Below are 15,038 nucleotides of genomic sequence, written 5' to 3' on the forward strand. Positions count from 1 at the left end.
GATCTTTAAATTATTAAATCTCTCTGTAATTCTTTTATGGAAAGATTAGTAAATTTAACACTCCTACTAAATTGGATAAATTGATTGCAAAAAAATAAGATCTTCAATAAGTCGCTTGTATAGTCGGCCTTTCATAGGTAACAAAGCCAACTCTCCTGCTATATTTCTTACCTTAAGTTATATTTTGCACTGTTATTTGATTCACTACAGCTTCAGCATTGCTATTCTCAAGTGACTTTGAAGGCTTATTACGATAGTATATGATTGAAGCAATAACTAAGCAACAAGTCCCAACTGTTATTCCCACTGCTAGCATTTCTAAATAAACTGCAACAGCTATTCCTGTAGCAACTCCTGTTATTGCTAACATAGAAGCAGCTATCACAGGCAACTTACTTTTTGCATCTTGTGGATTAGGGTTGTTTTTGTTTGGATAACCAGGTTGTTTGCTGTTACCTTGAGCATTTTTTGACACAGGTTCAGTAGGCTGAACGAGAGCTTGTTTTTTCTCATCACCCTCAACACCTGTATTGCTAGGATTGCTGTCAACAACTAAAGTTTTTGGTTGCATGTTCTGCATAGCATCATCATCTTGGTGTTCTTCAGGTATAACTTTATCATGTTCACCATCATTTTGGCTGCCTTGTGTAATTACTACAGATTCTTCTTCATTACTTCTAGATGTTGAAACATCCTCACTTACAGAACTTGATACTTTAGGTACTGTTAAATTTTGCTGATCATCTTGCTCATCATTTAGGTTATCAGGCTCGGATTTAGATTCTTCAGTGGCCATTGAAGGCATTTCTGACACCATGGCAGTAGCTACAGATTCTATTGCTTCAATTACAGGTATTCTTACTTCATTAATTTCTTCCTCAGAATTCGGTGAATCTGATTCACTTTCTTTAGGCTCTACCACGGGGACTTCTTGTCTACCTGCAGCAGCACCAATACTTTTACTTTCTACTGCAAGAAATTCTCTAATTTTTTTAACCTTATTTTTGGACTGTTGATCTTTCTTTCCAACTTCTGTCTCATGAGCTTTCTCCAAAGCCCGATTAATGATTCGTTCTGCATTATTGTCCTCTTGTTTTACCCGTTTTACTAAACATTCTACTGCTTTATAATCAAAACTGAAGATAGCATCAGACAACTCCTTTTCTATGCTTCTTGTATTTTGGTCACTACTATGCACTCTATCCTCCTCAAAATTATCACTTATACGATCCATTATTGAAACCATCATGCCATCTAGTATATCACTTTCTCCCTTTTGTGCAAGAACATCTTTTTCTACCTGCTTACTGGCAGCACTTTCAAGTCCTGGATTTTCTGATAGAGTGTCACTTGTTATAACTGGAATTTCTAATTCATCTGCAACGTTATTACTTCTTTTTCGTATTATAAAAGTTCCAGGAGTTTGGTGCATTTCATCCCACAAACCTTGACATTCATGACAGGAATATTCTTGCACGTCAATAGAAAACTGTAGAATATTTCTAATTTGCATTAAACTGAATATTAGATCAATATTCTTTCGACGTTTATTGTCTTTTGGATCTTTAGTGTATTCATCATATGCTATGTAAGCAGTCTGAGCTAATCCATTTACAATACCTGGCAAATAGCTGTGATTATACTCACGTAAAGCTTCAGATTGTAATAATTTATTTTCCTTTTCCAGGTCTTCTATGCGCTTTTCTATGCTAGATTTAAAAATCCCACACTCCTCTTGAAAAATTACGTTAATTGCACCCTCTTCTGTGCATAAGTAACATACTTCCTTGACTAAGGAGTAATCTTCTTGGCCTATTGAGTAGTGTGTTGCATTTTTCAGTATATTCTGTATGACCTGCCTAATTACTTGCTCATTATGTGATGCGTTTTGATAGATTTCTTCAGTGTAAAAAAGCACCTTGACTATAACGTCTGTGTTTTTGTATTCAACATTAGACAATGCAATGAGGATTGATTCTTGTATGTTATCAAATTCGTTATTTTTAAATTTTTGATTGAGATAGCCGATAACATCATTGCTGCACTCAGCACATTCTTTGCATAGATGCTCAATAAATGCAATATTGCCAGCATCCAATGCAGTTTTCAGAACTAAATTGTAAATTTCTCTTCTGCCACGCGCTCCTATGTTTTTCAGGATTTGTTGCCTTAGTATTGTAATAACTTTATCATCTGCAAATGCTTGTTCATATACATCGTAAATGACGTGACCTGTACTATTAGTGTATCGTTTGCACAAGTATTCAATGACAGATATGTGTTCTTGACTTATCGCAGTTTCTAACAAGGCAGCAAAGCTCTTTTTTAATAACTCTTCTGTTGAGGCTTTTTTAGTTGGCTCATTAATATATCTTTCAAATGCACCTAGCACTATCGTGATGAATTCTTCATTTTTGATCAGAGACGCTGTTTCAAGCACACCATACAAAGGATCAGGTTTACTTGTTTTTAACACCTGTCCAAAATCTCTTAAAACGTATTCAACAAAAATTGCATTTAATAATTCTTGCTCTTTTCTTAGTGCTATAACTGAGAAAAAGCTAATCTTATTAGGTTCGACAAGTTGTATAGCTTGATCTTTTAACCTTCCATGAACTCCATCGTTACTATGGAATTTTTCTGTAAAAGCTTCAATATATTTTTGACCACCAACAAGTAAAGGTAAAAGACTTAGATTTCCTTCAGCAAAAAGTATGTCCTGACATCGTTCTGTCAGCTTATCATTAGCTGCAATTGCTAGTAATACCAACTCTTTTACTGAATAATCACACTCAAAATTCTCCTGATCAAATTTATACTGTGATAGTACATTTGAATATATATGTTGATGATCGCTTCTATCTTGTAAATCTAAGTTAAGTTGTTGCTCACAAAAACTCTTTAAATTTACATTATCCAGCGTAATAGACCTACCTTCATAATCTTCAATATTTTGTACAACCTTGTCTAGTTCTTCACAATTATCTCCCCTTACAGCTTGATTTAAGATATTTATTATCTCAGCAAAAGTTAAGTTTTTAGGAATGATATCATATGAATCTTCATCTTTTAACTCTACAGTAAACGACCTATCACAACCATCAGGAAAGTTCGTAAGTATTTCATTCTCTAGACTCAGATCTTCAGGAGGTGTATCACATAGATTAGCTTGTATCTCTTGATTTTCGCCATCTAAAACTTCAAACTTTTCCTTTTCTTCAATGCCTGAATCTCCAGAATAGCGACGATCTTTGGTTATTTCTTGATTCTTTTCTGTTCCCAAATTAACACAACTTGAATCTAGGGAGTCAGTTTGATTAACCATATCTTATCTCCTACTAATAACCAATTAAGTATAGCGCCAAACAATAATCTTGCCAAGCAAATCATTAATTCCTTGATAAATAGGCTATCATTATCATCCGTCTCTCCGCCTTCCACGATACAAGCAATATTTTTTGAATGGGCATTTTTAGGTAAAATATTGCAATAACTAGTAGCAACAACAATTTAATTATTTACTTGTCCAAAAATCTAAAAAAGTACGTATATTTGTGAGAATAAGTTGCGCAAAAACGGGGTTATGAAAATAAAAACGAAAAATTGTTGCAACAAAGTTATGCAAAACAGTTCGTACGTGGATTTAGTAAAAGTGAGCCAATATAGCTGATTTTAGCGTATAGCAAAATCATTATATTGAAAAGTTCGCACGGATCTAGCGGTAGACCAACCCATCCCAAAACAAAAAGCTCTCACCGCCCTTGGTTTTGAGTGTTGGAAATGGCTGTTTTGCTTGAGATATTAACAATATATTTTACTAAATTAATATTAATTTATTTACAGAAGAATTAAGGCAAGCTCGCGACAAAAAAAATTTAAAATAAATAAGAGGTCATGTATTGAGCCTATTAAGGGCCTTTTGCCCAAAATTACTATAAGTCTGAAAAATTTTCTAAATAAGAATTGACAGGTTACAAAGGTGGAGTATGATGTTGAAACTGGTATGGAGTTTATAAATTATTATAGCTCTGTATGCTTTTTTTATGGAGGTAAGAATTATGGACTGTGATGAACTAAGAAAAGCTGTTTTCTCTATTGTTAAGGATGATGATCCTTACAAAGAATCTAAACAACTTCAATTGAAAAATTGGTGCGGTGCATTTTTGCCTTTGTTTGATACCTGGGGTGAAACAAAACTTCCATTCTTTTTAGATGTATTATCGAATGAAGAATGTTGGGAAAAAACCGATACGATACATGGTATTAAACTCAATAGAAGAGTAGTTGCTAAAAAGATGATTGAACCCCAGAGTTGGAAGAGTACAAGCAATCCACTAAAGGACTTTTATCTCTACCAAATCGCATGTTGGTGTTGCTTAGAAGAAGATATAATTTCTCTATTTGAACATTTTAAACAGGAAGATAAAATAAAAGATGGAGATTCAGATGCACTAAAAAAATTAGTTAAATCAGTAAGTGGAAGTTGGTGTACAGATGCAATGATGCAATTTTGGTCACATTTTGTTAGTGGATACATTTCCGAGTTAGATCTAAAAGGTCAGCATCCGTATGTCTTTGGTTTACATCGTGCAGCAATAAGTTCAAATAGAAGACGTGTAGAAGCAGTAGAATTTTTTTGGAATAAGATAAAATCATTACCTGAAAGTGAGTTAAGTGCTCGAGAGAAAGATGAAGTTTTCATGAGAATTGCAGTGCATGCAGCACACGATAATGGCTATCCTGATGTGTTTGAATTTTGTTTAAGTCAGATAAGTCCTGATAAATATTCAGAGCTTTTGAAAAGAGATTTGAAGAAAAATGGTTACTATGGATCTCTAAATGTAATGAACGACATGCTTAATTTTGATAAATTTCAGGAACTATTTGATTGTTTAAAACCAAGTGATGTTAAAGAAGATGATTACCGTCTCTGGGTAAATTTCATGACAAGAGACTGTCCGGAGTGTTATTTGGATAAAGGTGTAAATGTTTTTATGCACATGTGGAAAAAGAGGGGTTTTGATGATCATTGTGTTTTGATATTAGACAAAGAAATGATGAATGATTGTTTCTTTCAAGGAAGGTTTTTAGTGCCTTTGATTGAGAAGGTTTATATGGAGCCAGTGTGGGCAATGTTAGATAAGGCTAATTCTAGGCAAATCAAGGAGTTTATGTTTTCTGAGAAAGCAAATTATATACGTTCTATATTAGAACCTGTACATGATCTCAAGAAAGGAATAAACTAAGAGATAATGTATATAAGTTAGGATATATGAGGAGTGTATACCCAAGTGATATAAGTCGGGAAAGATTTGAGATTATATTACCAGATCTAGAATCCTGTAGAAAAAAAACAAAACCAAGAAAACTGGATTTATATGAGTTATTTTGCGGTGTACTTTATGTGCTAAAAAGTGGCTGTCAGTGGCGAATGCTACCAAAAGAGTTTCCAAAATGGCGCAATTGTTACGATTACTTCAAGAGATGGAGTAAAAAACCGAATGAAGATAGAGAAAGTGTTCTAGAAATTGTCTTAAAAAAAATTAGTTGGAGAGGTTCGTTTCAACAGTGGTCGGAATACAAAAACAAGCTTCTGCATCATTGATGCTCAAAGTGTAAAAAACACCGATATTGCTGAAGAAAAAGGTTATGATGCCGGCAAGAAAATTTCAGGAATAAAGCGTCATATTGCAGTAGATACGCAAGGTTTGCCACATGCAATTTATATTACTACAGCTAATATCGGAGATCGTACTGCTGCTGTAGAGATGATTTGTAACGCAAGAAAAAATCTTTCCGAAGTTCAAAATATACTAGTTGATGCAGGTTATACAGGAGAAAATTTTGCAACTCAAATAAAAACGACTATTGGTGCAACCGTTGAAGTAATAAAACGAAGTGAATTACATACCTTTGTTGTATTGCCAAAAAGGTGGGTTGTAGAGCGTTCTTTTGCTTGGCTGGAAAAGTGTAGACGGTTATGGAAAAATTGCGAGCGTAAACTCAATACTAGACTACAAATGGTCGTTCTAGCTTTTACTGCCTTGCTCCTCAAAAGATTATGAACAGGCTCTTAGAACAAAGAGATCGTGTTTCATTAAATAAGTTTTTAGCGTATGGTAAGTCTGCTGATGAAGAAGTTAATCCAAGAAAAATACCTGGCCCAAGTGGTGATTTAGCTGAGGTAGAGATTAGTAAACAATCTTATGTGGGGTTAGGCGATCATTAAAAATATTATATGTCTAAAAGGAGGGTTATATGCCTAAAAGAAAACAAGGAGAAGTCGATAATCAAGGAGTGCAGGATTTTGAATTAATAGAGCTACTAATTCGAGAGAAAGCGGAAGTTAGTCAACCTGGCCCAAGTACTTCAGCCCCAAAGGGGAGTGATTTTGAGTCTTTCAAAGCAAGGTTTCAATCGTATGTTGACCAGGTTCCATCGTATTTACATTCAGTAGGTAAAGAAGGGTTTTTTCCGCATTTCTTTTTGGGAAGCTTTTCTACTTTGGTAGACACAGAAATTGCAACAAAGCTGAATATTGAGAAAGTATATTTTAGTTTTGATAGTGCAAAGACTCTAAAAGTAGCTGTTATAAAAAATAAAGAAATCAAAAGCCCAGATGATGTTGCTGATAAAGTAAAGCTCTTTGTTATTGCAGAATCTGGTAGCACAAAGAAAAAGTTTAGTTATGGTGAGTTAGATAAGATATTAGGCAATACTAAAGTCGCCAGGAATAACATTGTGAGGCTAGCTAGAGATCAAGGTGAGCTAGGTGTGAGATTGGTAGAAATCACTAGAGAAAAAGATGCCAAAGGGAGAATGGCAGGAATATCTGTTGATGTAAAAAGTAACAATTTGGACAAGGATACTTCTGCAATCCATGAATTTAAGGAAATAAAAAAGGGGCTATGGAATAATCCAGAAAGTGATATAGCGAAGCTGACTAATCCTGATGTAAAAAGAGTGAAAGAACCTGTTCAAAATATTCTTAAAAAAGTTAGTGAAATTCACTCTGGGTATAGGGATTCACTTGTTTACGCTGATCAAGCACGAGAAGCAGCACATCATGGGTTTATAGCAGGTGCTCTTGTTAATTTTCGCTATAGACATAATCTTAGAGTTTACCTCGAGCAGTTTGCAGGGAGAGGTTACGCTGATATTGTTCTAGTGCCTCGTGGTAAGGATAGGTCATTAAATGCTGTTCCAATTATTATTGAATTAAAAGCAGGAACAGCTGCTGGTACAACGCCAGGTAATGCATTAGAGCAAGCAAAGGATTATGCAAAAGGCTTTCAGCCAAATACAATGCGTGTTTTAACCGTTTCAGATAATGTGTTATGTGTAGGATTAAATTTGGATTCAACTGAAGGTGAAAAGTTTTCAATGCATATATCTCCACCTGCTGACAGGAAGCTTGATCGACCTACGATACAGAAACTTCTAGAAGTAACTTCAAGTTGGAGTGGTGAAGAAAGTGCGATCGCTGATCTTAAAAAGGAAATAAAGCAGCCACTAGAACGTATTTATCATACATTTCCTGGTACTCCAGAGAAAGGAGGTAATTACTTTAGTAGATTTCTATTAGGGCAACTTCTTCTTGCTAACGAGTTCGAGAGAATTCATTTAGAGAAATCCGTGTTTTTATATAATGATACCAACTCTCATTATTAATGAACCAAATAAGAAGCATTGCAGAGTTGTTTAACCGTGGAAGGGGAAAGAGAGGTAATAAATTTACACAAAGCGCTCTCAAGCAGAACAATTGTATCGTAGATTTTATTGCGCAAAATGTTCTGTTTTATATATAACCAAAACCTCTCAACAGGATTGAGGTCAGGTGAGTATGGTGGTAGGTATATAATTTCGATATTTTTAGGTATCTTTAAACTTTTTGACTTATGCCAACTAGCGCAATCCATCACGAGAAAAGCCTTTCGTATTCCTAAATATTGCGACATCTGTTCAAGGAATATATTTATACAAGCAGTGTTGACGTTTGGTGCAAATAAGCTAAAATTCTCTCCATTTCTGGGATTAACTGCACTATAGAGATAAAAATTTTCCCTACCTAATTTTACCTTAACCTGTGTCCTACTGCCTTTTTTAAACCACCCATGTCCAACTTTTGAATGTGTACCAAACCGTGATTCATCGAAGAAAAATAGCTCTTTTTCAGAATGCATGACAATAGTTTCATTGAGGTTTTTTTTTAAACTCCTCTTGCTTATTTTTATCCTGTCCACTATGAACTGGTCTTGGTGTGATATATGAGAATTTCATTCTTTGCATATTACGATGTATTGTGGATTTGCTGATATTCAAACCAAATCTTTCTTGGATTCTTATTCTCATTTCTCTAATAGTAATATTGGGGTTTTCCTCTATCCACACCTCAATTTGTTCAAGTTGACTTTGGTTCAATATAGTTTTTCTACGGCATTGAGGTGGAGAAAATAATTTTTCTTCTCTTCCAAATTTTATGTGCTTTATCCATGTAGTAATTGCCTTTCTCGAAATGCAACATATTTTTGCTACAGCTGTTATACTGTGCTTTTTTGCTGCAATTACAGCATTTAGTTTTTTTGCAACATACGCATTATTTCTTACTTTCTTCAGCATCTCTTTTGCTGATTCCACCACTTTTTCATCCAATAATTTTGATCTTAATGCCATCTAAACCTCGCTATTTTACTTACTCCAGTATGGCTTTTTTTCCATTATTGTCTATTCGTTGCTTGTATAGCGGGAATTGGTATGAGTACCCACTTGCTTCTTCTACAAGGTCAGGTGCACAATCAACTGAAAGGCCTGTAACAACATTTATGCTGACTAAAGGAAATCAAGGACAGGATAAAGAGGTGTTTATTTTTCACATTAAAGAGGGAGGAAAAGGAGAGTTTAGTGAGAAGAAAATACCCATTAACCTACCAGCAGTTGGTAAAATAACAGAGGTATGTATAAGTTTACAAGAGGAAAGAAAATCAGATTTTTTCGATGTAGAGAAGGTTAATAGATATAATTCTTTGAATGAGTATAAAGGGGAAAAAGAATCTTTTAATGGAGAATGGAAAAACATTCCTTATCCTGCCGAGTTGAAGGAGACATTTGATGCAGTACTAGAGTCTCAGCTTGCTTCTTCACAAGATCAATCTCAATCAATAGGAAAGTATAAGGAGTTATTTGGAAAATTAGGTGAGGCAATGCTACCTTTTAAATTTCTAATAGAAAAAGAAGCACATACTCAAGCTGTATTTCATGGAGCATTTAGCCACTATAGTGATATAAAGCTGGGAGGGTCACAAGAAAACAGAGCATTAGTATTAACAGAATTTCAAACTGGAAGAGGAAAGCGTATTGATATGGTCGTGCATGGTATTAAGTTTGCAGATCAAGCTAGCAGTGCTACAGAATACGATCCAGTAGGATTAGAACTTAAAGGACCAAGGGAGGGTAAGACAGCTGATGCATTGGTAAAGGAGGCAAATGATCAGATAAATACAGAGTATGTAAAAGGTGTAACTTACAAAACACTTACAGATGGAAAAGAAGTGGCCTTTATGGGTGTTGTGTTTGATAAAGGTGCGAATAATGCAGATTCTCTTATTTTAATGAGCAAAGATGAGTTTGCTTCTGTTAAAGTAATTCATAGCTCTATCTTTAGTTTTAGTCAGCAACAATGTTCTAAAGGAAGGAAACAGCGCAGTACAGGTATGGCCTGTATAGATTCACGTGATGAAGAAGAGATTACAAAGGAAGAAAAAGAAAGATTTATTAAAGAGTTGTTTGGTATTGAAGCTTATGACACAAAAATTATAACTATAGATTCTCCTCAAGTGAGGATTGATGGTGGTAAAATGAGTGTAAAATTCAAAGACAATGACGGTAATGATAAAGAATTAATAATAGATGATACTGCAAGTATTAAGAGTATAGAAAATTATATACTGGATGAGAAAAATCTTGAGATAAAGTTAAAAGTAAGCAGCGATAAAGAGTATGCTATAATAGAAGAAATTAAAGAGCAAGGTAGCGAATATTACTTAAGAATTGATGATTATAGAATAAAATTGGATAGTATATTTCAAGATGGGAAAGAAGTAATCTTTGATAAATTACATCAACTATCAAATGATAAGCAGTTGTTAGAGAATAAAAGATACATTGAAGATATAGGTGATGTTCAAACTAATCAAGATTACAATAATATTGTAGAGGAGATTAAACAGAACTTGTTAGCAAAAGGGGTTAGAGAAGATACTTTCAACAGGTTTAAAAGTCATTTTGATGATCTTGGTGAAAAAGTTTTTACAGATTATATTAGTAATGTAGAAAGCAGCCTTCAAGAAAAAGGAATTGCATTTGATCGTAATAAATTTGATTCAGCAAAAATAAAAGGAGCAAAAGGTGGAAAGTTTTTTTCCATGATGGCCATATATGACTTGCTTGATAGTATAGGTGATACATCAACACTTGGACGACATGATAATAATGCTTTAAAGCAAGTATTTGGTATCAATGGTATACTAGATGCTATGGATGATGTTAGGACGAGTGTAAGTATTTCTCCTAATAGTAAGGTAGGGAAAATGATTGGTAAAATACCAGGGCCTGCACGTCAAGCTTTTGTTAAGGTTATCAGTAATCCTGTAGTTCAAAGTATTACATTTGCAACCATTGCTTATCAATTTGGATATAGCGTAAATGAAATAGCTCAAGGTAATCATCATCCACTGAATTATTATTGGACAGCTAGCAGTGGTGTAAAACTAGCAAGTATGAGCATAAGGCCTATAAGTGCAGGAGTTAGTTTTTCAATGAGAAGTGTAAGTGCAACTACTAATACCAACTCTCATTATTAATGAACCAAATAAGAAGCATTGCAGAGTTGTTTAACCGTGGAAGGGGAAAGAGAGGTAATAAATTTACACAAAGCGCTCTCAAGCAGAACAATTGTATCGTAGATTTTATTGCGCAAAATGTTCTGTTTTATATATAACCAAAACCTCTCAACAGGATTGAGGTCAGGTGAGTATGGTGGTAGGTATATAATTTCGATATTTTTAGGTATCTTTAAACTTTTTGACTTATGCCAACTAGCGCAATCCATCACGAGAAAAGCCTTTCGTATTCCTAAATATTGCGACATCTGTTCAAGGAATATATTTATACAAGCAGTGTTGACGTTTGGTGCGAATAAGCTAAAATTCTCTCCATTTCTGGGATTAACTGCACTATAGAGATAAAAATTTTCCCTACCTAATTTTACCTTAACCTGTGTCCTACTGCCTTTTTTAAACCACCCATGTCCAACTTTTGAATGTGTACCAAACCGTGATTCATCGAAGAAAAATAGCTCTTTTTCAGAATGCATGACAATAGTTTCATTGAGGTTTTTTTTTAAACTCCTCTTGCTTATTTTTATCCTGTCCACTATGAACTGGTCTTGGTGTGATATATGAGAATTTCATTCTTTGCATATTACGATGTATTGTGGATTTGCTGATATTCAAACCAAATCTTTCTTGGATTCTTATTCTCATTTCTCTAATAGTAATATTGGGGTTTTCCTCTATCCACACCTCAATTTGTTCAAGTTGACTTTGGTTCAATATAGTTTTTCTACGGCGTTGAGGTGGAGAAAATAATTTTTCTTTTCTTCCAAATTTTATGTGCTTTATCCATGTAGTAATTGCCTTTCTCGAAATGCAACATATTTTTGCTACAGCTGTTATACTGTGCTTTTTTGCTGCAATTACAGCATTTAGTTTTTTTGCAACATACGCATTATTTCTTACTTTCTTCAGCATCTCTTTTGCTGATTCCACCACTTTTTCATCCAATAATTTTGATCTTAATGCCATCTAAACCTCGCTATTTTACTTACTCCAGTATGGCTTTTTTTCCATTATTGTCTATTCGTTGCTTGTATAGCGGGAATTGGTATTAGCAGCTCAAATGAGCCTGCACTCGTGCGTAAAGTTTTTGCGTTTCTCCCATTTCTTCGGTTATTTTCTTCACTTTCAGCTGACATGTAGCTTTCTATTTCACCTTCCAGACTTGCCTCTAGCAACCTTTTTATAAACGGTGTTAATGCTCCATCTCTTCCTGTCAATGGTCTTCCTTCTCGTATAGATGACAGGATATTTGTTTCTAATTCTTTATAATCTACCAAACCAGTAGTTCTATTTGCTTGACTCATATCAAACCTCCATTTTTTATATCAATTTATTACTTTTTTTTCGGTTTGACACACTTTTTTGAACGTTCCCCTTGCAATAGCTAATTCAATACAGTAACCGCGCCATGGCAGTGTTTGTATTTTTTCCCGGAGTTACAAGGGCACTTGTCGTTTCTTGAAACTTTTGGAAGTTTGCTGTTTTTAGCAGAGTGTGACCTATTGCCTATTTCTTGGTTATCTGCCAACTTAAAGTGCGCTAGGCGGTGAATGGTAAGTTCTCCCCACTTTTCAAGCATCGACTCAAACATTAAGAAAGCTTCGCGTTTAAATTCATTCAGTGGGTCTTTTTGTCCCATAGCACGCAAATTTATGCTTTGTCTTAGGCTTTCTAAGACCGAAAGGTGCTCCCTCCATAAATGATCAAGTGTCATGATCATTACTTGTTTCACTATCGTATTCCACAAATCTGTAGTTTGTTGACTATTGAAATATTTTTCTTTCTCAGTAAAAAATTCTTGTATCTTGTCATTTATATAATCCAAGGCTTCTTGTTTATTTAAAAACTCTGCTAGATTAAGCGTTATCCCGTATCTTATGTGGAGTTCTTTTGCAATATCTTCAACATAATCTTCGTAATAACCACTTTGTACTATACCTTCTATTATATCCTTATTTACTTCACTATATACTTCAACTAAATGATTGATTTCATTGTTTAAAATATGATTTCTCTGCTTAAAAATAACCTTACGTTGATTGTTGATTACATCATCAAACTTTAGCAAAGACTTCCGCACATCATAATTTCTAACTTCAACTTTCTTCTGTGCTTTCTCAAGTGCTTTATTAATCCATGGATGATGAATAGCCTCGTTGTTCTTTAGTCCCACTCTTTGTAAAAAATTCCTCATTCTATCAGAACCAAATATCCTCATTAAATCATCTTCAAGTGATAGAAAGAACTTAGAAAGTCCAGGGTCACCTTGGCGGCCAGAACGTCCACGTAATTGATCATCTATTCTCCTGCTTTCATGCCTTTCGGTTCCAATAACACATAAGCCACCAGCTTTTATAGCAATTTCCTTATCTTTTTTTACTCTTTCGACTATTTCTTGATATTTTTTTTCTCTTTCATCAACATTTTTTATTTTCTCGAGCTCTACCTTTGCAATCATTTCAGCATTTCCACCAAGCTGAATATCAGTTCCACGTCCTGCCATATTAGTTGCTATAGTAATGCTTCCTGGTACTCCAGCTTGAGCTATTATGTATGCCTCTTGTTCATGATAACGAGCATTCAATACTGAATGCTTAAGAGAATAGCTTTGCAAAAGCGCAGAAAGTTTTTCAGAGTTTTCAATACTTACCGTACCAACAAGGACTGGTTGTAGGCGTTTGTGGCATTCCTCTATGAACTTCAATACAGCACTAAATTTTTCTTTTTCTGTGCCATAAATTTCATCGTCAACATCTATTCTTTTAACAGGCACATTAGTTGGAATTTTTACTACATTTAATCTATATATATCACGAAACTCCTCTGCCTCTGTTGCTGCTGTTCCTGTCATACCAGAAAGTTTGTTGTACATACGAAAGTAGTTCTGAAATGTGACTGATGCTAAAGTTTGACTTTCATGCTGAATTTCAAGATTCTCCTTTGCCTCCAGTGCCTGGTGAAGACCATCAGAATATCTCCTACCTTCCATCATGCGCCCAGTAAACTCATCAATAATTACCACCTCACCGTTTTTCACTATATAATCTTTATCAGCAGTAAACAGCTTATGTGCACGAAGTGCTTGATCTATATAATGAGTCAGTATAATATTGCTAGTATCATAGAGCGAGGAATTTTCAGGAATGAGGTTATACGATTTTAGTAATTCCTCCACTCGTGAAATGCCATTTTCAGTGAGGAACACTGCTCTACTCTTCTCATCGACTTCATAGTCAGAATCAACTAATTTGATTGCTATTTTATTGATATGCTTATATATCTGATTATTTTCCTCAAGTGGGGCAGAAATAATGAGCGGAGTACGCGCTTCATCAATCAATATGGAGTCTACTTCGTCTACTATTGCATAATTGAAGCCTCTCTGAACCATATCTTCTCGAGAGAATTTCATATTATCTCGTAGATAATCAAAGGCAAGTTCATTATTTGTTGAGTATATGATATCTGCGCTATAAGCCTTTTTTCTCTCGTCGTCTGTCAAATTATTTGTAATAAATGCAACAGAAACTCCAAGAGAATTATATAATTTACTCATCCACTCTGTATCTCGTTTTGCAAGATAGTCGTTAACAGTTACGACGTGCACACCTTTTCCTTCTAAAGAATTTAGATATGCAGCTAAAGTTGCGACGAGTGTCTTTCCTTCTCCTGTTTTCATTTCTGATATCATGCCATTATGGAGAACCATTCCACCAATTAGCTGAACGTCGAAATGCCTCATGTTAAGGAATCTTCGTGATGCTTCTCGTACAACCGCAAATGCAGGTACGAGAAGGTCATTTAGTGTTTTTCCATTTTTCAGTTCTTGTTTTAATTCCGCAGTTTTACTAGCAAGATCCTTATCAGATAAGCTCTGCATTTCTTGCTCTAGCGCATTAATCTGCTGAGCAATTTTTCTAAAGGATTTTATTATCTTCTTGTTCGTTGATCCAAATATCCTTTTTATAAAAAAAAGTGACAACGTAAAGATGAAGAATATAAGAATAGTTGTTAAAACTAACGTAGAGTCTGGCATAAACTTAGGTAAAGTTTTATTTAATATGAGATTATATTACTAAACGTAACTTGCGGCAATTAGATTCAGAAAATCTTTATTTACATATCAATTGCAGGTTAAATGTA

At 34.6% G+C, this 15,038-nt stretch carries 9 protein-coding genes and 1 pseudogene; 5 read left to right on the plus strand and 5 right to left on the minus strand.

What is annotated here, in order from left to right; genetic code table 11:
- Positions 1-172: 172 nt before the first annotated feature.
- Positions 173-3,283, minus strand: coding sequence for a hypothetical protein (locus ABWU62_RS06920; RefSeq protein WP_353287943.1), 3,111 nt, complete (start codon positions 3,281-3,283; stop codon positions 173-175).
- A 775-nt stretch (positions 3,284-4,058) separates the two neighbouring features.
- Between ABWU62_RS06920 and ABWU62_RS06925 the strand changes: the two genes are divergently transcribed.
- The 4 genes from ABWU62_RS06925 (at position 4,059) to ABWU62_RS06940 (ending at position 7,671) form a co-directional block, all read left to right on the plus strand.
- Positions 4,059-5,246 (plus strand): hypothetical protein, encoded by a 1,188-nt coding sequence (locus tag ABWU62_RS06925; protein WP_353287944.1) that lies wholly within the window; start codon positions 4,059-4,061, stop codon positions 5,244-5,246.
- Between the two features lie 26 nt (positions 5,247-5,272).
- Positions 5,273-6,065 (plus strand): IS5 family transposase gene (locus ABWU62_RS06930; RefSeq protein WP_353287093.1). Its coding sequence is split into 2 segments (ribosomal slippage): positions 5,273-5,536 and positions 5,538-6,065, totalling 792 coding nucleotides; the frame shifts between segments, so codons are not numbered across the junction.
- Entirely contained in the window at positions 6,062-6,229 is a 168-nt protein-coding gene (locus tag ABWU62_RS06935; protein WP_353287945.1) for a hypothetical protein, read from the plus strand. Before ABWU62_RS06930 ends, ABWU62_RS06935 begins: the two co-directional genes overlap by 4 nt.
- 29 nt (positions 6,230-6,258) lie before the next feature.
- The gene (locus ABWU62_RS06940; RefSeq protein WP_353287946.1) at positions 6,259-7,671 is read left to right on the plus strand and encodes a hypothetical protein; all 1,413 of its coding nucleotides are present in this window, start codon (positions 6,259-6,261) and stop codon (positions 7,669-7,671) included.
- Here ABWU62_RS06940 and ABWU62_RS06945 read toward each other — a convergent pair.
- Positions 7,668-8,673 (minus strand): IS630 family transposase gene (locus ABWU62_RS06945; protein ID WP_353287151.1). Its coding sequence is split into 2 segments (ribosomal slippage): positions 7,668-8,210 and positions 8,212-8,673, totalling 1,005 coding nucleotides; the frame shifts between segments, so codons are not numbered across the junction. The genes ABWU62_RS06940 and ABWU62_RS06945 overlap by 4 nt on opposite strands.
- Here ABWU62_RS06945 and ABWU62_RS06950 point away from each other — a divergent pair.
- Positions 8,667-10,859, plus strand: coding sequence for a hypothetical protein (locus tag ABWU62_RS06950; RefSeq protein WP_353287947.1), 2,193 nt, complete (start codon positions 8,667-8,669; stop codon positions 10,857-10,859). The two genes, ABWU62_RS06945 and ABWU62_RS06950, sit on opposite strands and share 7 nt — an antisense overlap.
- Here the strand turns inward: ABWU62_RS06950 and ABWU62_RS06955 are convergent.
- From ABWU62_RS06955 to secA, 3 genes and pseudogenes are all read right to left on the minus strand, one after another.
- Positions 10,856-11,861 (minus strand): IS630 family transposase gene (locus ABWU62_RS06955; RefSeq protein ID WP_353287112.1). Its coding sequence is split into 2 segments (ribosomal slippage): positions 10,856-11,398 and positions 11,400-11,861, totalling 1,005 coding nucleotides; the frame shifts between segments, so codons are not numbered across the junction. The two genes, ABWU62_RS06950 and ABWU62_RS06955, sit on opposite strands and share 4 nt — an antisense overlap.
- A 77-nt stretch (positions 11,862-11,938) precedes the next feature.
- A pseudogene (locus ABWU62_RS06960) lies at positions 11,939-12,199 on the minus strand (transposase); the annotation flags it as partial.
- Between the two features lie 80 nt (positions 12,200-12,279).
- Entirely contained in the window at positions 12,280-14,931 is a 2,652-nt protein-coding gene (secA, locus tag ABWU62_RS06965; protein WP_353287948.1) for a preprotein translocase subunit SecA, read from the minus strand.
- Between the last annotated feature and the right edge of the window lie 107 nt (positions 14,932-15,038).

The organism is Wolbachia endosymbiont (group B) of Gerris lacustris, assembly GCF_964028355.1.
GTDB lineage: Bacteria > Pseudomonadota > Alphaproteobacteria > Rickettsiales > Anaplasmataceae > Wolbachia.

What these genes read in the sequence shown, in the direction of transcription:
- ABWU62_RS06925 (WP_353287944.1), top strand. Translation starts at nt 4,059, where the DNA reads ATGGACTGTGATGAACTAAGAAAAGCTGTTTTCTCTATTGTTAAGGAT.
- ABWU62_RS06935 (WP_353287945.1), top strand. Translation starts at nt 6,062, where the DNA reads ATGAACAGGCTCTTAGAACAAAGAGATCGTGTTTCATTAAATAAGTTT.
- ABWU62_RS06940 (WP_353287946.1), top strand. Translation starts at nt 6,259, where the DNA reads ATGCCTAAAAGAAAACAAGGAGAAGTCGATAATCAAGGAGTGCAGGAT.
- ABWU62_RS06950 (WP_353287947.1), top strand. Translation starts at nt 8,667, where the DNA reads ATGCCATCTAAACCTCGCTATTTTACTTACTCCAGTATGGCTTTTTTT.
- secA (WP_353287948.1), bottom strand. Translation starts at nt 14,931, where the DNA reads ATGCCAGACTCTACGTTAGTTTTAACAACTATTCTTATATTCTTCATC.